The organism is Lactiplantibacillus songbeiensis (assembly GCF_005405125.1).
Classification (GTDB): domain Bacteria; phylum Bacillota; class Bacilli; order Lactobacillales; family Lactobacillaceae; genus Lactiplantibacillus; species Lactiplantibacillus songbeiensis.
This window is the reverse complement of record NZ_BJDL01000012.1, coordinates 79,824-100,691: the sequence shown is the minus strand read 5'-3', so window position 1 is coordinate 100,691 and position 20,868 is coordinate 79,824. Positions and strand designations below refer to the sequence as shown.

The following is a 20,868-nucleotide window of genomic DNA, read 5'->3' as shown; positions in this document are numbered from 1 at the left end:
TTATTTCAAAATATGCTAATTAATCGATAGTTAAGAATTATTATTTGGAGAGGATAAGTAAATGGCCAACATTTTAAAACGCTGGGTTGAAAGCGACAAGCGCATTATTCGGCGTCTGGATAAGACTGCGAATAAAGTCGAAGCTTATGCGGATGAATACGCTAAGCTAAGCGACGCCGACTTGCAAGCCAAGACACCAGAATTTCGTGAACGATATAAGGAAGGCGAATCCCTTGATGATTTGCTACCAGAAGCCTTCGCTGTCGCCCGTGAAGGCGCTAAGCGTGTATTGGGCTTGTATCCCTTTCATGTCCAAATTCTAGGTGGGATCGTGTTACACCAAGGCGATATCGCCGAAATGAAAACTGGTGAAGGGAAGACCTTGACCGCCACTATGCCAGTCTATCTGAATGCGATTTCAGGTAAAGGGGTCCACGTGGTTACCGTTAACGAATACTTATCAGCGCGTGATGCGACTGAAATGGGTGAACTCTATAACTGGTTAGGCATGAGTGTCGGGATTAATGGCGCCAATAAGTCACCGGAAGAAAAACGGGAAGCTTATAACGCCGACATCACCTACTCAACTAACGGGGAAATTGGGTTCGATTACTTACGGGATAACATGGTTGTTTATCGAGAAGATATGGTACAACGACCATTAAACTTTGCGATTATTGATGAAGTTGACTCGATTTTAATTGATGAAGCGCGGACCCCATTAATCATTTCTGGCCAATCCGAAGGGACAACCGGGATGTATAAACGGGCCGATCGGTTTGCCAAGACGTTGACTAAAGAAGAAGATTACAAAGTTGATTTGGAATCTAAGACGGTTGCTTTGCTGGACGAAGGGATTCGGAAGGCTGAAAAGTACTTTGGCTTGGATAACTTATATGACACTGATAACACTGCTTTAAATCATTATTTGGATGAAGCGTTGCGAGCAAACTATATCATGCTCAAAGATAAGGATTACGTGATTTCTGACGGCCAAGCCTTGATCGTTGATTCCTTTACTGGGCGGATTATGGATGGTCGGCGATTCTCAGATGGGTTGCATCAAGCGATTGAAGCGAAAGAACACGTCGAGATTCAAGAAGAAACCAAGACCATGGCGAACATCACGTACCAAAACTTATTCCGGATGTATAAGAAGTTATCTGGGATGACTGGGACGGCTAAAACGGAACAAGAAGAATTCCGTGAAATTTACAATATGGAAGTCATTACGGTGCCAACTAACCGTCCAATGATTCGTGATGATCGGCCAGATTTGTTGTACCCGACATTACGGAGTAAGTTTAATGCGGTCGTTAAAGAAATCACTGGATTGCATGAAAAAGGGCAACCAATGTTAATCGGGACTGTCGCGGTTGAAACATCTGAATACTTGTCACAACGGTTAGACGATGCTGGAATCCCACACGTGGTCTTGAACGCGAAGAACCATGCCAAAGAAGCCGACATTGTGGCTAATGCTGGTCAACGCGGTGCGGTTACGATTGCCACCAACATGGCTGGTCGTGGGACCGATATTAAATTAGGACCTGGTGTTCGTGAACTCGGTGGTTTAGCCGTTATTGGGACTGAACGTCATGAATCTCGCCGGATTGATAACCAGTTACGGGGCCGTTCTGGGCGCCAGGGTGATCCTGGTATGTCACAATTCTACTTGTCACTTGAAGATGACTTGATGTTACGGTTCGGTTCTGAACGGATTAAGAACTTCTTGAGTCGGATGCAAGTTGAAGATGATGATGCAGTCATTCAATCACGGATGATTACGCGGCAAGTTGAAGGCGCTCAAAAGCGGGTCGAAGGGAATAACTACGACTCACGGAAGAACGTCTTACAATACGATGATGTCATGCGGGCCCAACGGGAAGTTATCTATGGCGAACGTCAACAAGTCATTATGGAAGAAAAGACGTTGAAGCCAGTCATTATGCCGATGATCAAACGGACCGTTGAACGCACGGTGCAATTGCATACGCAAGGGGATCAAAAAGATTGGGATCTTGCGGCAATTGTTGACTTTGCCCAAGCAGCGATGGTCAATGAAGATTCAATTAAAGTTGCCGACTTAGAAAATAAATCACAGGCCGAAATTGAAGCTTACTTGATGGGTCGCGTGGCTGACGTTTATGACGCCAAGGCTAAACAACTTTATGATGATAATCAAATGTTGGAATTTGAAAAAGTCGTTGTTTTACGAGTGGTCGATTCACATTGGACTGATCATATCGATGCGATGGATCAATTACGGCAATCAATCGGATTACGGGGCTATGGCCAGTTAAATCCATTGGTTGAATACCAACGTGATGGGTACCGGATGTTTGAAGAAATGGTTGCCGATATCGATTATGATACGACTCGACTCTTTATGAAGTCTGAGATTCGTCAGAATATCCAACGGTAATTAAACAAGCGATTAAAAACGTAGTTGGGCGATTGATGCGACCAACTGCGTTTTTTGCAAAATAAATAAATTAATAAGTTGAAAGAAGGGTTCTTTGTGGAATTAAGTGAATATAAACATTTAATCGAAGAGATGCAAAGTGCTGTCAGCGACTTTAGGGGGTCGCTTTGACTTAGATGCTTTGAATGAAAGTATCCAAGAAAATGAAGCTCGGATGGCTGAACCAGGTTTTTGGGATGATCAAGCAACGGCGCAAAAGGTCATTGATGACAATAATGCACTAAAAAACAAGTTTGATGCCTATCAACAATTAGCCAGTGCGGTCGATGATTTGGCTGTGGCCTATGAACTATTGAGTGAAGAACCAGATGCTGAGATGCAAGCGGAGTTTGAGACGAACTTTAAAACGGCACAACAAGCTTTACAACAATATCGGTTAAATCTGTTGCTAGATGGGCCGTATGATCGTAATAATGCGATCCTGGAAATTCATCCTGGTGCGGGTGGCACCGAATCCCAAGACTGGGGTGCCATGCTGTTACGGATGTATACGCGCTGGGCGGCAAGTCACAATTTTAAAGCCGAAACTGTTGATTATCAAGCTGGTGATGAGGCCGGGATTAAGAGTGTCACATTATTGATTAGTGGTCACAATGCATATGGTTATTTGCGCTCTGAAAAAGGGGTTCATCGGTTGGTTCGAATTTCACCATTTGATGCAGCTGGTCGGCGCCATACATCATTTGCCAGTGTCGATGTGATGCCCGAATTGGATGATACGGTGGATATTGAGATTCGACCAGATGATTTGAAGGTTGACGTTTATCGGGCCAGTGGTGCTGGTGGGCAACATGTCAATAAGACGTCTTCAGCAGTTCGAATCACCCATCTTCCAACGGGGATTGTCGTTGCCAGTCAGGCTCAACGGTCACAATTGCAAAACCGACAGACGGCGTTGAACATGTTGCGAGCCAAATTGTATGAACGTGAAGAGGCTGAAAAGGCCAAACAACGGGCAGCAATTCAAGGTGAGCAACTCGATATCGGTTGGGGGTCACAGATTCGGTCCTACGTTTTTCATCCATATACGATGGTTAAGGATCACCGAACGAATTATGAAACCCATGACGGTCAAGCTGTCATGGATGGGGATTTAGATCCGTTCATGGATGCTTATTTACAATGGAAGTTAGCACAACAGAATCCACAGTAGGAATTTTAATGTGGTGCGTTCTTTTAAATACTAAGTTGACTTAGCAATCACCCAGTCAACTTAGTATTTTTTTCGACATAAGCCGTATAATGAATTGAGTATTAATGTATTTATATCAAGGCTGTGCCGCAATAAACAGCATTGGTCTGAACCAGTAAAAATGCTATACTAATTTCAGAGTTTAACGTGAGGAGTAACACGCATGCAGCTATTGAAAGTATTGGAATTATTCATTTTACAACCATTGGTCTGGCTTGGGCTGATTCGCAGTATCTTATCCGCGCGGCAACGCGTTAATTATGAACGGGATCACTTTCGCAGTGCCATTGATGCTCGGTACCTGGAGAGTCGTCATTTTGTGACTGACGGTCTGTTACTGGGGGTCATTGCCACGGTGATTGGGTTAGTCTTAGGGATTTTTGTGTCACCAGTCTGGGTTGTGATTTATGAGTTGTTAGCGGTCATTAGTTTAGTGATTGTGCCTTTTGGACTTGTTCCAGTAACGGTGTTTGGGCTGAGTTGGGTGATCTATTGGGGCTTTAATCCCCATGTCACTCGCATTGCTGCTCAACTACAAGCGCATGGCGTGTTAACAACGAATCTTAGTAGTCGGGTCATCATCAACGGTCTTGTTTTGTTAGCCGTCTTATTGGCAGGGACTGCCTGGTTATTAACACGGTCGAATACGCAGTTGAATTCACCACAAGTTCGGCCTGATCAACGGGGAAAGCGGATTGTGCGCTATCGGTGGCATCAGTTGGTGGTCATACCAATGGGCGTTTTAGTGCCAGGTGATTGGATTCATGCCACGCTTAGTTGGTGGCCGGTCTTTCAAGTGGGCCAACAAACGTACTCGGTTTTGTTGCTGCCCTTACTAATTGGTGCCAGTGTCCAAGTTTATAAGCAATTGCCACGTTTGGCTTGGCGGCGCTTAGCAATCGGTTACTGGATCTTAGCGACGGTTAGTCTAGTGAGTGCGTTAATTGCCCAATTAACAGCGTTAAGCCCGCAATGGTTGATTGGATTAGTGTGTTTACTAGTTGTCGCAACTTGGCTTTTATTAGCCCAACATCGTTATCATGATCGCCATCAGCAGTTCTGGTATTCAGATACAGATCAAGGTGTGCGGGTGATTGGTTTGCGCCCACAGACGCCGGCTGATAAACTAAACTTGAAGATTGGCGATGTGATCTTAGAATGTAACCGGCAACCGGTGCATACGGAGGCTCAGTTCTATGCGGCCTTATTAAAAAGTCCGACTTACGTTCATTTAAAGGTTCGTAACCGGCAGCAGGAATTGATTATTACTGAAACAGCCATTTATAGTGGCGCACCACATGAGTTAGGGATTGTGTTATTCACTGATCAGGAGGATTAACGACCATGAATAAGATTTTGGTAGTTGACGATGAACCGGCCATCGTAACGTTATTATCGTATAACTTAAAGCAAGCTGGCTATGAGGTTACCACCGCAACGGATGGGGAAGTTGCGCTGGATTTGGCATTACACGGGACCTTTACTTGTATTTTATTAGATTTAATGTTGCCAAAATTAGATGGTATGGAAGTCACCAAGCGATTACGACAAGAAAAAATTCACACGCCAATTATTATTGTGACGGCGAAAAATGATGAGTTTGATAAGGTCTTTGGTTTGGAATTAGGTGCTGATGACTATATTACCAAACCGTTTTCACCACGGGAAGTTTTGGCACGAATTAAAGCGGTTATGCGGCGGGTGTCACCTAGTGCCGAACCAGTGACGCCCGTTGCCACACCACCAACTAACCGGGCAATCACCGTTGTTGGCAATCTGCGAATTGATCAAAATAAATATCGAGTGACCCGTAATGGCGAGAATATCAGTTTAACGCCTAAGGAATTTGAACTGCTGGTTTACTTTGTTGAACGGGAAGGCCGAGTTCTCAGCCGTGATGCCATTTTAAACCACGTTTGGGGTTACGATTACGCGAGTGAGACGCGCATTGTTGATATTCATATTTCACATTTACGTGAAAAGATTGAACTTGATCCGAAAGAACCAACGTACATCCGAACGGTTCGTGGCTTTGGTTATGAATTTGTAGGTGATGAGCATGCATAATCAGTGGCAGCAAACGGTGCGTTTGCTGGCTTTGGAGAATGGTTTAATTTTAGTTCTAGGATTAGTGGTCTTACAGCGCTTTTCGCCGATTAAGTGGTCGGCTGCGCTGGTGGGAGCGCTAATTTTGGCGTGGTTGGTGTTAGCGACAATTGAAGCTGGGGTTGTTTGGTTGCAACAAAAGGAACGCCAGAAAACCATTGACCGGATGGAAGCTAAGCTACGACAAATGAGCAGTCAGCAGTTTCCACCACACATTTTGTTGCCACAGAGCGATCCACTTTACAGCTTGTCACAAGCAGTTAATCAGCTTGAGTCGTATCAACGGAATCAAACTCGGCGAGCTGAATTGCAAGAAAAAGAATTAATGATGATTATGCGTTATTTGCCAGTCGGCGTGATGGTGATTGACCATCACCGACAAGTGCAACTATCGAATCCGGCGATGAGTGATTTGTTGCAACAGTCGATTAATGCGGTTGCTCACTTGTATACCAAGGATATTCAGTTGTATGCGTTGACCAAAGTGATTGAAGACACCATCACAACGCAGCATAATCAGCGGGCCACGATTACATTGACACCGGCACCGAATACCCAAGTGGTCGAAGCCACCACGGTGTATATTCAAAATAGCCGAGCAAATTTTCAGATTGTCTTAATGCTGTATGACATTACAGAAGTTTATATGATTGAACAGATGCAAGACGACTTTGTTAGTAATGCTAGTCATGAATTGAAAACCCCAATTACGGCGATTGCTGGCTTTACGGAGACTTTACTTGATGGGGCCAAGGATGATCCGGCGACCTTAACACAGTTTTTACAAATCATTTCAGATGAGAGTCAGCGATTGATTGATTTAATTCAAGACGTCCTCTCGCTCTCACGCATTCGAGCGCAGAGCACAACTAATTTAAGTGTGCAGACCGTTAAGCTTAAACCACTAATTGATCAAGAAAAGACGTTAATGCAGCAAACGATTGATCATCAACATTTGACGGTCGTTACAGATATTGATCCAGCGATTCAAGTGGTGGCGGATGTCCAAAAGCTCAGCCAGGTCGTGAAGAATTTGTTGTCGAATGCGATTAAATATAATCGTCCGAATGGTCGAGTAACTATCAGTGCAACGGCTGATCTTGAGCATTGGTATTTACGCGTACGTGATAATGGAGTTGGTATCAGTGCTGATGATCAACAACGAATTTTTGAACGCTTTTATCGAGCGAGTCCATCACGTTCACAACAAGTTGTCAGCGGTACTGGGTTGGGCCTGGCAATTGTCAAAGAGCTAGTGACAGCCATGCAGGGTCAGATTGCAGTGACTAGTCAACGTGGTGTGGGGACAACGATGATCGTCACACTGCCGTTAAAACCAAGTGAATAAGTTAGATTTAGCGATTGAGCCGATTATTAACTTTAGTTAGTAGTCGGCTCAATCGCTTTTTTTGTAAAGCCTGTTAGGGTTACTTGTTTGAGTGGGGTGGATTAGGCTGGTAAGCCACTCATTGTCAGTGATCGCGGCTAACTAGTACTGTGTGACTGCGAGAATGAGCAATGAAACGGGCTTATGAGTATCAAAATATTTCGACCTTTACACAATCTTTACACAACTCATATTAAGTATTTACACAAACTTAGTAATATGTAAATGAGCAATGGGTAGGAGGTATTTTGTTATGAAGAAAAGTCGGGTCATCCAATTACTAGGATTGATCTTAGTTGGTGTCGGCATTGGCTTTGGTTATACGAACCGGGCACATACTGATACTGGCGAATCAATCACCGCAGTTGGTTCCACCGCTTTACAACCGTTAGTGGAAGCAGCTGGCGAGCAATATAGTTCAGAACACACTGGTGTTTTTATTAACGTGCAAGGCGGGGGCTCCGGAACGGGTCTGAGCCAAATTCAGTCGGGGGCAGTTGCTATCGGAAATTCCGATATTTTTGCTGAAGAACAGGCTGGTATTAATGCCAAGAAGCTACAAGATCATCAAGTCGCGGTCGTTGGCATTGCGCCAATTATTAATAAACAGACTGGTATTCGTAACTTGACCAAGCAACAATTAATTCAAGTTTTTACTGGCAAAGTTAAGAACTGGCGCGAACTTGGCGGCAAGAACCTACCAATTGTGTTGATTAACCGAGCACAAGGTTCTGGAACTCGCAAGACTTTTGAAAGTTACGCTTTAGATGGTCAGAAGAGTGCGGACTCACAAGAGCAAGACTCGTCTGGACTAGCGCGCTCCATTGTGGGGAGTACCCCGGGGGCAGTCAGCTATGTCGCCTTTTCTTATTTAGATCATTCAGTGACGACTCTGAAAGTCGACGGCGTGACGCCGACCGAAGCAAATGTGCGGCACAATCGGTGGAAAATCTGGTCTTATGAACATCTCTATACACAAAAACAACCAAATCAATTAACTAAAAAATTTATTACTTATATTCTTTCAGAGGCAGTCCAAAAGAAGTTAGTGAAACAGTTAGGTTATATTTCAGTGCACGACATGCAAGTCCAGCGCCGTGCGTCTGGTAAAATCACGACAGTGAAATGAGGGGGAGCCGATGGACAAAATCCGAGCAAGTTTATTAAAAAAATCAATCGCAACTAAAATTGAACGGCGGGGAAAAATCTTGAGTTTGAGTTGCCTAGCCTTAATTATCTTAGTTGTTTTCTTAATCTTTTACTTTGTCGCTTCCCGTGGTTTAGCGACCTTTTTTCAAAACCACATTAATTTATGGCAGTTCCTAAGCGGAATCCAATGGAATCCAGGAACAGTCGGAAGTAATGGACAGCCGGCTGTTGGGGCCTTGCCGATGATTGTCGGGTCATTTCTAATTACCATTTTTTCAGCGATTGTGGCAACACCGTTTGCGATTGGGACAGCCGTTTTTATGACTGAAATCTCACCTCGCCGTGGCGCGCAGATTTTGCGACCAGTGACGGAATTATTAGTCGGGATTCCCTCAGTTGTCTATGGGTTTATCGGGCTACAGGTCGTGGTGCCATTCGTACGAAACACTTTTGGTGGCAGTGGCTATGGGATTTTGTCTGGGACCTTCGTCTTATTCGTCATGATCTTACCAACCGTAACATCAATGAGTGCAGATGCTTTAAATGCCGTACCACGCTATTATCGTGAAGCGTCTTTAGCATTAGGGGCGACGCGCTGGCAGACTATTTATAAAGTGGTTTTAAGAGCGGCAATTCCTGGGATGTTAACAGCGATTGTCTTTGGGATGGCGCGGGCATTTGGGGAAGCGTTAGCTGTCCAAATGGTTATCGGGAATGCGACCTTGTTACCACATAACTTGGTTTCACCAGCTTCAACCTTAACCAGTATCTTAACGATGGGTATCGGGAATACGGTCATGGGGTCGTTACAAAACAATGCCCTCTGGTCGTTAGCGATGATTCTATTGTTAATGTCATTACTGTTTAACTTAATTATTCGCTATATTGGTCGAAAGGGGAAATTAAATCATGAACGCTAAACGAGTTGATAAAATTGCAACCGGGGTTTTATACGCGATTGCAGCCTTAGTTGTCATTATTTTAGTTGCCCTGCTAGGCTATATTCTAGTGCAAGGGGTGCCTGAGATTTCGTGGCACTTCTTAACTTCGCCAGCGTTATCCTTTGAAGCTGGTGGTGGGATTGGGATTCAATTGTTTAATTCGTTCTATTTGTTGTTTTTAGCCTTGTTGATCTCATTGCCGATTTCGTTGGGTGCAGGGATTTACTTAAACGAATATGCGGGTCAAAATACAATTACTGGCTTAATTCGGACGACAATCGAAATTTTGAGCTCGTTACCATCCGTTGTTGTTGGGTTGTTCGGCTATTTATTTTTCGTCGTGCAATTCAAATTAGGTTTCTCAATCTTGTCGGGAGCCTTTGCGTTAACCGTGTTCAACTTGCCGATTCTAACGCGGAGTATTGAAGAAGCTTTGGCAAACATTTCTGATGATCAACGCGAAGCCGGTTACGCATTAGGGCTATCTCGTTGGGAAACGGTGACGAAGATTGTTGTGCCGGCCGCTTTGCCAAGTATTATTACTGGTGTTGTGTTAAGTGCTGGCCGAATCTTTGGGGAAGCTGCGGCGTTGATTTATACAGCCGGGCAAAGTGCCCCAGCGCTGAATTTCAGCGATTGGAATCCTTTCAATATTAGTAGCCCGTTAAGTCCTTTACGGCCAGCCGAAACGCTAGCGGTGCATATTTGGAAGATTAACTCTGAAGGCATTATGCCGGATGCTAAGGCCGTCTCAGCTGGTGCCTCGGCCGTCTTAATTATTGCCGTGCTACTCTTTAACTTCTTAGCACGTTGGCTAGGTAAACGCTTGTATAAACATTTAACGGCAGAATAGGAGGGCTACTATGGCTGATAACAATACGATGACCACGGATCAACGCAATATTATGACCTTTGATCCGCAAGCACATGAGATTGCATTGTCAACGGAAGATTTACACGTCTTCTATGGCAATTCTGAAGCTATTTCAGAGGGAGATTTACAGTTTGAACGTTACAAGATTACGGCCTTGATTGGTCCTTCTGGTTCTGGTAAATCAACCTACTTACGTTCTTTAAACCGGATGAATGACCGGATTGCGACGGTTAAAGGAAAGATTATGTATCGAGGCTTAGATATCAATAGTAACGATATCGATGTTTATGAGATGCGCCGGCATATTGGGATGGTCTTTCAACGCCCGAATCCATTTGCTAAGTCTATTTATGAGAACATTGCTTTTGCCCTGCGTCAGCGCGGGATGAATAAAAAAGCGGACTTAGATGAAATCGTTGAACGTTCTTTACGGCAAGCTGCCATGTGGGACCAAGTTAAAGACGATCTGAATAAGAGTGCGTTAGCCTTATCAGGTGGTCAACAACAACGGCTTTGCATTGCGCGCGCTATTGCCATTAAGCCCGATATTCTATTGTTGGATGAACCAGCTAGTGCGCTAGATCCAGTGTCAACCAGTCAGATTGAAGATACGTTATTAGAATTAAAACAAAATTACACGATCATTATCGTGACACATAATATGCAACAAGCGTCACGGATTAGCGATTATACGGCTTTCTTTAATCTTGGCAAAGCCTTAGAGTACGCCGAAACTGGCGATATTTTTACCAATCCAAAAGTAGATTTGACCAATGACTACATTTCTGGAAACTTTGGCTAGGAGGGGCGCGGATGAGTACAATTTTAACTACTGAAAACTTATCGTTATTTTATGGTAAGAAAGAAGCTTTAAAGGGCGTTAACATGAGTTTTGATGAGACTGGGATTACCGCGTTAATCGGTCCTTCTGGTTGTGGTAAATCTACTTTTTTACGCTGCTTGAACCGAATGAATGATTTGATTCCGGGTGTAACGATTACTGGTAAGGTCGAGTTCAACCAAGCCGATATTTATGCACCGACCACCGATACCGTTAAGTTACGCAAAGAAATTGGCATGGTTTTTCAGCAACCTAATCCATTTCCGTTTTCAATTTATGAAAATGTCGTTTATGGGTTACGCTTAGCCGGTGTCCGGGATAAAGAACGATTAGACGCGGCCGTTGAAAAGAGCTTAAAGCAAGCGGCTATCTGGGACGAAGTTAAAGATCGGCTACATGTGAATGCCTTGGCACTATCTGGTGGGCAACAACAACGGGTTTGCATTGCCCGGGTCTTAGCTGTCGAACCAGATATTATCTTGTTAGATGAAGCAACAAGTGCCTTAGATCCGATTTCTAGTCACATGATTGAGATGACCCTATTGAATTTGCGGCACGATTACACTATCATAACTGTTACACATAATATGCAACAGGCTTCACGAATTTCTGATCGCACAGCCTTTTTCTTGAATGGTGAATTGATTGAGGCTAATGATACGAAACAGATTTTTATGAATCCAGTTAGACAAGAGACCAATGACTATATTTCAGGACGATTTGGCTAGGAGGATGAACGATGCGACGATTATTTGATGATGAATTGAATGATATTGATGCGAACTTCACAGAAATGGGTATGATGGTTAGTGATGCAATCGGCAAAGCTGTCAAAGCCTTTATTGATCATGATCGGGACTTGGCGCAAGAAATTATTGATCATGATACCAAAATCAACGAACGCGAAGTTGAATTAGAAAAAAAGTCATTTGAAATGATTGCGCTCTATCAACCAGTGACTTCTGATTTACGTGAGATCGTGACGATTTTAAAAGCAGTATCAGAACTCGAGCGGATTGCGGACTATGCGCGTAATATTGCCCATGCGACGATTCGAGTGAAAGGTCACGTCCGGGTGCCCGAAATCGAAGCTGAATTATCCGAGATGGGTAACCGGGTTCGAAAGATGGTCGAAGCGATGTTATCCGCTTACGTTAAAAATGATGATCAAGCCGCCCGGGCCGTGGCTGCTAAGGACGCTAAAGTTGGCGAGATGTACGATAAGATCAATGAAAAAGGCATTTCAAAGATGGAACGCCATCCTGAAACTGTGGTTGGGTCAACAGATTATTTAAATGTGGCTAGTTATTTATTACGGATTGGTGCTTTAGTCACCAATATCGGTGAATGGATCGTATATTTAAATACCGGTAAGATTATTGAATTAAATCCCGAAAGTTCCAATTTAGTTTAAGGAATCCTAAATAATGACGATGGCGAGTTCTGCAAGTTTGCAACTCGCTTTTATAATCGGTAAAATACAATTAGACTAAACTTATTGAGGTGTCTAATTATGAAAACTAAAACTAATCGTAAACTAACCAAATCTAACGATCGCGTTTTTGCCGGGGTATTAGGCGGCATTGCGGAATATCTTCAATGGAATGCGACTGTGTTAAGAGTTCTTTTTGTCTTGTTGACCATTGTCTCACATGGTGCTGGCATCTTGGTTTATTTGTTACTTATGACAATTATGCCAAGTAAGCCAGGCAATGCGGGCTTCTTTGAACAAATACGGCAGGCTGGTCAAGCTGGGTCTGAACAGTCTACTGCTCGACAGTCACATGGTCGTAAAGAAATTCATAACGTGCATGAAGAAGACGAACCGCACCATCAAGATTAATGGAGTGATTACGACGTGGGCTTTTGGAAACGAATTTTAATTAATACTGTTCTTTTTGTTGCAATCGCAGGCTTTTTTCAAAGTAACTTTCACATTGCTAGTATTTGGACGGCCTTAATAGCCAGTTTTATTCTGGCCATTTTGAATGCCGCGATTAAACCGTTCTTGGTGTTGCTATCCTTACCAATTACGCTGTTAACATTGGGATTGTTTAGTATTGTGATTAATGGGTTGATGTTGCAATTAACGTCGGCCGTTGTAGGACGAGCTAACTTTGGCTTTTCCAGTTTTGGGATGGCCATGCTGGTCTCGGTCTTGATGTCATTAGCTAATGTGATTGTCTCTAATTTTTTTGCAAAGAGCGAGTAATAGGTGAATAAAGCGCTTTAAAGTGCTAAGATTGAAAGATAGGAATGCTCCATTTCAGTCAAGAAAGTACGGTCGGCTTGATAACTGGTTATGATAGTAACCATGGACATGCCGGCCGTACTTTTTTTGAACAATGGAAATGATTTGGGAGGGATTAACTTGGCAGGAAGTGTAACCGTTGCCGATTTAGTGAAAAATACCCGCTTGGATGTTTATCATGGCGCCAAGCTATTAAACGAAAAAGAGATAACGACTAGTGATATTTCACGGCCGGGGTTAGCATTAACCGGCTATTTCAATTATTATCCGCGCGAGCGAGTTCAATTATTGGGTAAAACTGAAACCGCTTATTCTAAAAACATGAGTCATGATGAGCGGTTAATGATTTTTCGCAAGATGTGTCAGTTAACGACACCAGCCTTCGTGGTGTCAACCGGACTACCGGTGCCAGCAGAGTTAGTGCAGGCCGGTGAGGAAAACAAGGTGCCAATCTTGGGCACTAAGATGACGTCGTCACGAATTTTAAGTAACATGACAAACTACCTAGAAGGTAAGCTCGCCGAACGCCAATCAGTTCACGGGGTTTTAGTGGATATTTATGGTCTCGGGGTATTAATTACCGGGGATTCCGGCGTTGGTAAAAGTGAAACGGCGTTGGAACTTGTTAAGCGGGGCCATCGCTTGATTGCAGATGATCGGGTGGATGTTTATCAGCAAGATGAACAAACCCTAGTCGGTGAAGCGCCAAAGATTTTAAACCACCTATTAGAGATTCGTGGGATTGGGATTATTGATGTCATGAATCTATTTGGGGCCGGGGCAGTTCGGCAAGATACAGATATCGATTTAATCGTTCACTTAGAGAATTGGACGCCTGATAAGCAATTTGATAGACTAGGGAATGGAGAACAGTCTCGAAAGTTCTTTGATGTGGAAGTGCCAGAAATTTCTATTCCAGTTAAGACTGGACGGAACTTGGCAATTATTATTGAAGCCGCGGCAATGAACTTCCGTGCCGAAAGCATGGGGTATGATGCGACGAAGGTCTTTGATGATAATTTGAACTCCTTAATCAAAGAAAATTCGGCTCACGATTCTCACAAGCATTAAGGAGATGGCAACAGCGTGAAAACCGTCTTGGGGGCGTTAAACCCGATTGCATTACGTTTAGGACCAATCGAAGTACATTGGTACGGCGTCATCATTGCAACAGCTGTGGTGATTGCGGTTGCTTTAGCCGTACGTGAAGGTAATCAGCGTGGTATTCGGGCTGATGATATCTATGACATGATTTTGTGGGCGTTACCGTTTACATTAATTGCGGCGCGACTCTATTATGTCATTTTCCAATGGTCCTATTACAGCCAACATCCGGCCGAAATTATCCGGATTTGGGATGGTGGGATTGCAATCTATGGGAGCCTGATTGGGGCCGCCATTGTTGTGATTCTATTCTGTCGTTCACGATTTATTCCGGTCTGGTTGATGCTCGATGTCGCGGCGCCAACCGTGATTATGGGACAAGGAATTGGACGTTGGGGTAACTTTATGAACCAAGAAGCTTTTGGCCGGGTCACTAGCCTGAGTTTCTTACAAGGGTTGCATTTGCCCAATTGGATTATTTCGCAAATGTATATCAATGGCGCTTATCGTCAGCCGACTTACTTATATGAGTCGACTTGGGATATTTTAGGCTTTATCTTGTTAATGACCACGCGCCATCGCGCTGGTCTCTATAAGCAAGGTGAAGTGTTCTTGACCTATGTTGCTTGGTATTCCTTTGGGCGCTTCTTCACTGAAGGAATGCGAACGGATTCATTGATGTTGTTCAATGTGATCCGGGTGTCACAGGCGTTGTCAGTGGTCTTATTCGTCGGCAGTATTGGATTGATCATTTGGCGTCGGCGGCACTTAACTGCGAATCGCTGGTATTTAGACGGTTCTGGTCAAAAATTTGCTGCAGAAAAAAATTAGATTAGAGGGTTATTTGTATGGCAGAAAAAATTGCCGTTTTAGGCGCTGGCTCATGGGGCAGCGTATTAGCCAATTTATTAGATAACAATGGAAATGATGTCCGACTTTGGTCGAACAATCCCAAACAAGTGGCAGAATTAAATGAGAACCACACTAATGAACATTATGTTCATGATTTTCATTATTCAACCTCTTTAAAAGCTTACACTGATTTAAGTGCGGCATTGGATGGTGTGGCTGCTATCTTATTTGTTGTCCCAACTGGGGCCATTCGGATTGTTGCTAAGCAAGTGACAGAAGTCTTAAAACAAACTGGTAATCACCCAATTATTATTCATGCCAGCAAAGGGCTTGAACTGGAAACCCACAAACGCTTATCTGAAGTCTTGTCAGAAGAAATTCCGGCCGACTTACGCCAAGCGGTAGTGGTCTTATCTGGTCCGAGTCATGCCGAAGAAGTTGCCAAACGTGATATCACATTAATTACGGCAGCTAGTGCTAACAATGATGCCGCTAAGTTCGTGCAACAATTATTCATGAACGACTACTTCCGGATCTATACGAATAATGATGTGATTGGGGTCGAATTAGGCGCCGCTTTAAAGAACATTATTGCGTTAGGTGCCGGGGCATTGCATGGCTTAGGCTACGGGGATGACGCTAAGGCGGCGTTAATGACTCGTGGTTTAGCTGAAATTAGCCGGTTAGGCGTCGCATTGGGAGCCCAACCGTTAACCTTTATTGGGTTATCCGGGGTCGGCGATTTAATCGTGACGGCAACTAGTGTCCATTCACGTAATTGGCGTGCTGGGAACGAATTAGGTCAAGGCCAAGCTTTGAAGACGGTCATTGATACGATGGGCATGGTTATTGAAGGGATTCCTTCAACCAAAGCCGCGTATGAATTAGCGCAACAACAACACATCGAAATGCCAATTACCGAAGCTATTTATGATGTGTTATACAACGGTGCGGATATTAAGCAAGTGATTCCACAATTGATGCAACGTGAAGGTAAACCAGAAATTCAGTAGGCTGAATTTAAGATTTTATATTCTTAGGAGGATCAGCACATGTCAAAAGTTAGAAAGGCGGTTATTCCAGCTGCCGGTTTAGGAACACGTTTTTTACCTGCTACCAAAGCGATGCCTAAAGAAATGTTACCAATCGTCGATAAACCGACGATTCAATTTATCGTTGATGAAGCTCGTAAATCGGGGATCGAAGATATTGTCATTGTTACTGGGAAGAGCAAACGTAGTATTGAAGATTACTATGATTCTAATCCGGAACTAGAAGATAACTTGCGGGCTAAGCACAAGGAAGAAATGTTGAAGTTGGTTCAAGAAACCACCGACATTAACTTGTATTTCATTCGTCAATCGCATCCACGCGGCTTAGGTGATGCCGTTTTAACGGCGAAAGCCTTTGTTGGTGATGAACCATTTGTGGTCATGCTAGGTGATGACTTGATGGAAGATAAAGTGCCATTGACCAAGCAATTAATGAATAGCTACGACAAGACCCACGCCTCAACTTTGGCAGTGATGAAGGTGCCGCACGAAGAAGTCTCGAAGTATGGCGTCATCAATCCTGAAAGTGAAAAAGAACCAGGCTTGTACAATGTGAATAATTTTGTTGAGAAGCCAACCCCTGAAGAAGCACCGAGTGATTTAGCCATTATTGGTCGGTATTTACTGACACCTGAAATTTTTAATGTCTTAGAACATCAAAAACCAGGTAAGGGTGGCGAGGTTCAATTAACGGATGCGATTGATACGTTGAATAAGACGCAACGTGTTTTTGCACACGAATTCAAAGGCACCCGGCATGATGTTGGCTACAAATTTGGTTACTTGAAGACCACGATTGAATATGGGCTAACCCATCCAGATGTTAAGGATGATTTACGGGCCTATATCAAAGATCTGGGCAGCAAGTTAACTAAAGAAGACAGTGCCGCCGCACCTAAGAAAAGTCCTAAAAAATAAAAGTTAAGCTTAAATCCCAGCTAGTCTGTTGTTGACTAACTGGGATTTTTTTGACTAAAAAAACCTTACCACGTGAGTAGTAAGGTTGAATAATTAGTTGCGATCAGCTTTGAGTTTGAATAAATGTGGCTTACCATAGTAGTACCCTTGGCGGAGTGGAATTTCAAGATCATCAGCGAGTTGATCTTCTTCATCATTCTCAACCCCTTCAAGAATGAGCCGCATGTCATACTTTTCAGCAATATCGCGCCAGAATTTAAGTTGGTCGGGAATCTCATCGGCCCGTTCTTCATTGCGAAAGTTTTGCATGGCAAATTTGATTTCTTCGGCATAACCAAGTAGTGGCTTGATATGATCATAGACGTTGATCCCCGTGCCAACATCATCCAGACTGAATTGTAACCCATGTGATTTAATGAGTTCAATCTGCTTTTGCATATCGGCTAACGCATAGTTATCTTCCCCAGGTTCTTCAGTAACTTCGACAATGACCTTAGTTGGGAATAACTTAGTTTGGGCGTCGATGACAGCGGCTGTGATTTCTGGATTTAAAAATTGCTTGCGGTTAAAGTTAATCGAAACCGATCCGATCTTCAATGAAAGTTCACTGGCGGTGGCTTTTAATAAATCAATTTGGACATCGATGGGAATGGCTTCAAAATTATCAGGCAAGGTCCAACGATCCGCTTCGGTAGCACGATAACGAATTAACATCTCATAGCCAATTAATGAATTATTGAATTTATCTAATTGTGGCTGAATAAAATAGCGATACATAGACTGGCCCCTCATGTTTAGATTGTGTGTACGAAAAATACCCCTAACTACCATAGTAACCTAAATTGCGTATAAGCGGAATGATTAAGCCTTAAAATTTTTAAAGTGGTTACGGTCTTGAATCATCAGTGTCACTATTTTTAAGCGGGCTGTTGGAAAAGTTGTGTCATGAATTTGTTGGAAAAGCACCCAGTGACTCAGAATTAACGTATAATGAGTGTGATGCAGTATTTATTATTTTATATTTTAATGTGCACATTGTCACGTCACTTGTGAATTTGTGTTGGTGAAAGCGATATTAGCTTTTATCGGATCACTAAGCTTAGCGTTAAAGCGATTCATTAGTGCAGAACAAAATACTTGGAGGCTTCGTCATGAAAATTGTCATTGTTGGGTGTACCCATGCTGGTACGGCGGCAGCTGCTCAAATCTTAAAGGATCATCCTGAATCAGAAGTAACGGTTTATGAACGGAACGATAATATTTCATTCTTGTCTTGTGGAATCTATTTATATTTAGGTGGTAAGGTTGGTCGATTGGAAGATATGTTTTATTCTTCACCAGCTGATCTGGAGAAACAAGGCGCCACGGTTAAAACGAAACATAATGTACTAAAGATTGACGCGTCAACGAAGACGTTACAAGTTGCCAATATGGAAACTGGCGATGTCTTTGATGATCACTATGATAAATTAATCATGACAACTGGTTCTTCTGTTAAAGTGCCACCAATCTTTGGGATTGATGAATCTAAAGTCTTACTCTGCAAAAACTATGAACAAGCTCAAGAAATCTATAAGACGGCTAAAGATAACCGGCGGATTGCCATTATCGGGGCCGGTTATATTGGGACCGAACTATCAGAAAGTTATGCTAATACCGATCATGAAGTGACTTTATTCCAATCACATGATCAGATTTTAAACCACTACATCAGTAAAGACATGTCTGATCGGGCCGTTGCCTTGTTAAAACAACATGGTGTTAAGGTTGAATTAAACCATCGTGTCACGGCCTTTACTGGTAACGATAATGGTGAGTTAGTTATTGAAACGAACGAGGGCGACTTTGTGGCTGACTTAGCCATTGTTGGGACTGGCTTTGTGCCGGTCACTGAGTTATTACGTGGTCAAGTCAAGATGGATAAGCACGGGGCCATCATTATTAATGACTATGTGCAAACTTCTGACCCTGATATTTATGCGGCGGGGGATTCTTGTGTCGTTAACTTTAACCCAACTGGTCGCTCAGCTTATACACCATTAGCAACCAATGCGGTGCGGCAAGGGACGTTAGCCGGTATGAACATCTTTGGTGATATCCAACGTTACATGGGGACGCAAGCGACTTCAGCGATGCAACTCTTTGATCACACGTTGGCAACGACTGGGTTAACGTATGAAATCGCTAAGCAAAGTAAGATTCCAGCTGAACGGGTCGTCTTTGAAGGAAACTGGCGGCCGGCTTACATGCAGTCAACGGCGCCATTAACGATTGAATTAGTTTATAATCCGGAAAACCGGAAGATCCTAGGGGCGCAATTATGGAGTCCACACGAAATTGCACAATCAGCGAACGCCTTGTCAATTGCGATTCAAAACGACAATACGATCGATGATTTAGCCTTTGTGGATATGTTATTCTCACCAAACTTTGATGATCCATTTAATTATTTGAACTTAGTCGGTCAAATGGCCGTGGAACAAGAACGGCAAAATGGTCGCAGCAAAGTCCGGATCAGTGCGGTTGGTGATTGGGCTAAGGAAAACGATCAAACGTTGAAGTAATGAGAAAGTGAGGCAGAGTTATGCGCTGGCAATGGCTAACTTGGCTGCTTTTACCGGTTTTATTCGGTTTAAGCGGTTGTCAAAAACAAGTCACCGTTAAAACGCCAACTCAAGCGCCCACGGCATTTGCCACGCCTAGCCAATTGGCGACCACGACTGATCGCCAACATGGTCAGAAGGTAGCGACCTTTATCAAACAAGGGTTGTTAACCAAACAAGGGCTGTATACCAATTATGTTGATACTAAGCAGCGGACGGCTGGAGCAGCGACAGGTCATGAGTTATTGAGCGAATCATCAGGGATGTGGTTACAATATTTGGCAACCACTCATCAGTGGGCTCAATTTCGAACGTTTTATCAGGCGACTAAAAAAACGTTCGATGATCATGGTCAGTTCAGCTATCGGTATGATCCACGAACTAAAAAAAGGTACCGCGTTAATGCGACGCTCGATGATTTGCGACTCATCCGCGCCCTTTTAGCGTATGATCAAATGCATCACCGGTCGACGTATCGGCATGAAGCGACGCAACGTTATCAGACATTAGTGAATACGAGTCTGAAGCAAGGGCATCTGGTGAACTATTATGATATGCAGACGAAAAAGGCAACGACGACTGGGAGTTTGGCGTATTTTGATTTAAAGACGTTACATTACTTTGAACAAGGTTCTAAAAAAGGGCGTGCAGCGTACCAAAAACAATTAACCGTGGTGAAGAGTGGCTACTTGGGCGATGTCTTTCCGTTGTATGCGGCCAGCTATCAGTGGACGACTAGTAAGTATAGCAGTGCCAACTTGAATACGTCGGAAGCGCTCGAAACCTTGTTGCATTTAGCTGAGATTGGGCAGTTAAAGACCACGAGTCGGCGCTGGTTAAGCCAACGCCTAGTTCAACATAACTTAGCTAATGGGTATACGACAACTGGGACCGTCAGTGTTAAAGGCGAGTCTGCGGGTAACTATGCCTTAGCGGCGATGATTTTTGCGGCGGTTCATGATCAAAAAAATTATCAACGAGCTATGCAGGCAGTTTGGCGCTTACAAGTCACGGCGAAAAAGTCCGCGATTGTTGGCGGTATTGGTGACGCAGCGACGAATCAAGCGTATTCATACAATAATTTAACGGCGTTGAACGCGGCTTTTAAATGAG

General features: G+C 43.5%; 20 protein-coding genes. 19 read left to right on the top strand and 1 reads right to left on the bottom strand.

Annotated elements, in window-relative coordinates:
- Nucleotides 1-61: 61 nt before the first annotated feature.
- From secA to galU, 17 genes are all read left to right on the top strand, one after another.
- Nucleotides 62-2,425: a preprotein translocase subunit SecA gene (secA, locus tag FFM77_RS05450; RefSeq protein WP_137634747.1), complete on the top strand. Its 2,364-nt coding sequence runs from the start codon at nt 62-64 to the stop codon at nt 2,423-2,425.
- Nucleotides 2,426-2,521: 96 nt separating this feature from the next.
- Nucleotides 2,522-3,638, top strand: a protein-coding gene (prfB, locus tag FFM77_RS05445) for a peptide chain release factor 2 (protein ID WP_137634746.1) whose coding sequence is annotated in 2 segments (ribosomal slippage) — nt 2,522-2,593 and nt 2,595-3,638 — 1,116 coding nt in all. Because the reading frame shifts where the segments join, the coding sequence is not laid out codon by codon here.
- A gap of 202 nt (nt 3,639-3,840) precedes the next feature.
- Nucleotides 3,841-5,016, top strand: a complete 1,176-nt coding sequence (locus tag FFM77_RS05440; protein ID WP_137634745.1) for a PDZ domain-containing protein — start codon at nt 3,841-3,843, stop codon at nt 5,014-5,016.
- Between the two features lie 5 nt (nt 5,017-5,021).
- Nucleotides 5,022-5,744, top strand: a complete 723-nt coding sequence (locus FFM77_RS05435) for a response regulator transcription factor (protein ID WP_137634744.1) — start codon at nt 5,022-5,024, stop codon at nt 5,742-5,744.
- Entirely contained in the window at nt 5,737-7,131 is a 1,395-nt protein-coding gene (pnpS, locus tag FFM77_RS05430; RefSeq protein ID WP_137634743.1) for a two-component system histidine kinase PnpS, read from the top strand. The genes FFM77_RS05435 and pnpS overlap by 8 nt, the downstream gene beginning before the upstream one ends.
- Nucleotides 7,132-7,423: 292 nt before the next feature.
- A complete protein-coding gene (locus FFM77_RS05425) occupies nt 7,424-8,299 on the top strand; it encodes a phosphate ABC transporter substrate-binding protein PstS family protein (protein WP_137634742.1) in 876 nt (291 codons plus the stop codon).
- 10 nt (nt 8,300-8,309) lie between these two features.
- Nucleotides 8,310-9,239 (top strand): phosphate ABC transporter permease subunit PstC, encoded by a 930-nt coding sequence (pstC, locus tag FFM77_RS05420; RefSeq protein ID WP_137634741.1) that lies wholly within the window; start codon nt 8,310-8,312, stop codon nt 9,237-9,239.
- Nucleotides 9,229-10,113 (top strand): phosphate ABC transporter permease PstA, encoded by an 885-nt coding sequence (gene pstA / locus FFM77_RS05415; protein WP_137634740.1) that lies wholly within the window; start codon nt 9,229-9,231, stop codon nt 10,111-10,113. The genes pstC and pstA overlap by 11 nt, the downstream gene beginning before the upstream one ends.
- Nucleotides 10,114-10,123: 10 nt before the next feature.
- Nucleotides 10,124-10,936 (top strand): phosphate ABC transporter ATP-binding protein PstB, encoded by an 813-nt coding sequence (pstB, locus tag FFM77_RS05410; RefSeq protein WP_137634739.1) that lies wholly within the window; start codon nt 10,124-10,126, stop codon nt 10,934-10,936.
- An 11-nt stretch (nt 10,937-10,947) separates the two neighbouring features.
- Complete coding sequence (pstB, locus tag FFM77_RS05405; RefSeq protein ID WP_137634738.1) at nt 10,948-11,703, top strand: phosphate ABC transporter ATP-binding protein PstB; 756 nt, start codon at nt 10,948-10,950, stop codon at nt 11,701-11,703.
- 11 nt (nt 11,704-11,714) lie between these two features.
- A complete protein-coding gene (gene phoU, locus FFM77_RS05400) occupies nt 11,715-12,389 on the top strand; it encodes a phosphate signaling complex protein PhoU (RefSeq protein WP_137634737.1) in 675 nt (224 codons plus the stop codon).
- A gap of 99 nt (nt 12,390-12,488) precedes the next feature.
- Nucleotides 12,489-12,818 (top strand): PspC domain-containing protein, encoded by a 330-nt coding sequence (locus FFM77_RS05395; protein ID WP_137634736.1) that lies wholly within the window; start codon nt 12,489-12,491, stop codon nt 12,816-12,818.
- 15 nt (nt 12,819-12,833) lie between these two features.
- Nucleotides 12,834-13,187 carry a phage holin family protein gene (locus FFM77_RS05390; RefSeq protein WP_137634735.1) on the top strand — a complete coding sequence of 118 codons (354 nt, stop codon included), beginning with the start codon at nt 12,834-12,836 and terminating at the stop codon, nt 13,185-13,187.
- Nucleotides 13,188-13,346: 159 nt separating this feature from the next.
- The gene (gene hprK / locus FFM77_RS05385; RefSeq protein WP_137634734.1) at nt 13,347-14,297 is read left to right on the top strand and encodes an HPr(Ser) kinase/phosphatase; all 951 of its coding nucleotides are present in this window, start codon (nt 13,347-13,349) and stop codon (nt 14,295-14,297) included.
- A 15-nt stretch (nt 14,298-14,312) separates the two neighbouring features.
- A complete protein-coding gene (lgt, locus tag FFM77_RS05380) occupies nt 14,313-15,161 on the top strand; it encodes a prolipoprotein diacylglyceryl transferase (protein WP_137634733.1) in 849 nt (282 codons plus the stop codon).
- Nucleotides 15,162-15,178: 17 nt separating this feature from the next.
- On the top strand, nt 15,179-16,195 hold the full coding sequence (locus FFM77_RS05375; protein ID WP_137634732.1) for an NAD(P)H-dependent glycerol-3-phosphate dehydrogenase: 1,017 nt from the start codon (nt 15,179-15,181) through the stop codon (nt 16,193-16,195).
- Between the two features lie 39 nt (nt 16,196-16,234).
- Nucleotides 16,235-17,152, top strand: coding sequence for a UTP--glucose-1-phosphate uridylyltransferase GalU (gene galU / locus FFM77_RS05370; RefSeq protein WP_137634731.1), 918 nt, complete (start codon nt 16,235-16,237; stop codon nt 17,150-17,152).
- A gap of 93 nt (nt 17,153-17,245) precedes the next feature.
- Here the strand turns inward: galU and FFM77_RS05365 are convergent, their stop codons facing one another.
- Nucleotides 17,246-17,929 carry an EAL domain-containing protein gene (locus FFM77_RS05365; protein ID WP_137634730.1) on the bottom strand — a complete coding sequence of 228 codons (684 nt, stop codon included), beginning with the start codon at nt 17,927-17,929 and terminating at the stop codon, nt 17,246-17,248.
- Nucleotides 17,930-18,303: 374 nt separating this feature from the next.
- Between FFM77_RS05365 and FFM77_RS05360 the strand changes: the two genes are divergently transcribed.
- Nucleotides 18,304-19,716 carry an FAD-dependent oxidoreductase gene (locus tag FFM77_RS05360; protein WP_137634729.1) on the top strand — a complete coding sequence of 471 codons (1,413 nt, stop codon included), beginning with the start codon at nt 18,304-18,306 and terminating at the stop codon, nt 19,714-19,716.
- A gap of 20 nt (nt 19,717-19,736) precedes the next feature.
- Complete coding sequence (locus FFM77_RS05355; RefSeq protein ID WP_137634728.1) at nt 19,737-20,867, top strand: glycosyl hydrolase family 8; 1,131 nt, start codon at nt 19,737-19,739, stop codon at nt 20,865-20,867.
- Nucleotide 20,868: the final 1 nt, after the last annotated feature.

Bases quoted from the DNA above. Each gene is read 5' to 3' on its own strand.
- secA (WP_137634747.1), top strand. From the start codon at position 62: ATGGCCAACATTTTAAAACGCTGGGTTGAAAGCGACAAGCGCATTATT.
- FFM77_RS05440 (WP_137634745.1), top strand. From the start codon at position 3,841: ATGCAGCTATTGAAAGTATTGGAATTATTCATTTTACAACCATTGGTC.
- FFM77_RS05435 (WP_137634744.1), top strand. From the start codon at position 5,022: ATGAATAAGATTTTGGTAGTTGACGATGAACCGGCCATCGTAACGTTA.
- pnpS (WP_137634743.1), top strand. From the start codon at position 5,737: ATGCATAATCAGTGGCAGCAAACGGTGCGTTTGCTGGCTTTGGAGAAT.
- FFM77_RS05425 (WP_137634742.1), top strand. From the start codon at position 7,424: ATGAAGAAAAGTCGGGTCATCCAATTACTAGGATTGATCTTAGTTGGT.
- pstC (WP_137634741.1), top strand. From the start codon at position 8,310: ATGGACAAAATCCGAGCAAGTTTATTAAAAAAATCAATCGCAACTAAA.
- pstA (WP_137634740.1), top strand. From the start codon at position 9,229: ATGAACGCTAAACGAGTTGATAAAATTGCAACCGGGGTTTTATACGCG.
- pstB (WP_137634739.1), top strand. From the start codon at position 10,124: ATGGCTGATAACAATACGATGACCACGGATCAACGCAATATTATGACC.
- pstB (WP_137634738.1), top strand. From the start codon at position 10,948: ATGAGTACAATTTTAACTACTGAAAACTTATCGTTATTTTATGGTAAG.
- phoU (WP_137634737.1), top strand. From the start codon at position 11,715: ATGCGACGATTATTTGATGATGAATTGAATGATATTGATGCGAACTTC.
- FFM77_RS05395 (WP_137634736.1), top strand. From the start codon at position 12,489: ATGAAAACTAAAACTAATCGTAAACTAACCAAATCTAACGATCGCGTT.
- FFM77_RS05375 (WP_137634732.1), top strand. From the start codon at position 15,179: ATGGCAGAAAAAATTGCCGTTTTAGGCGCTGGCTCATGGGGCAGCGTA.
- galU (WP_137634731.1), top strand. From the start codon at position 16,235: ATGTCAAAAGTTAGAAAGGCGGTTATTCCAGCTGCCGGTTTAGGAACA.
- FFM77_RS05365 (WP_137634730.1), bottom strand. From the start codon at position 17,929: ATGTATCGCTATTTTATTCAGCCACAATTAGATAAATTCAATAATTCA.
- FFM77_RS05360 (WP_137634729.1), top strand. From the start codon at position 18,304: ATGAAAATTGTCATTGTTGGGTGTACCCATGCTGGTACGGCGGCAGCT.
- FFM77_RS05355 (WP_137634728.1), top strand. From the start codon at position 19,737: ATGCGCTGGCAATGGCTAACTTGGCTGCTTTTACCGGTTTTATTCGGT.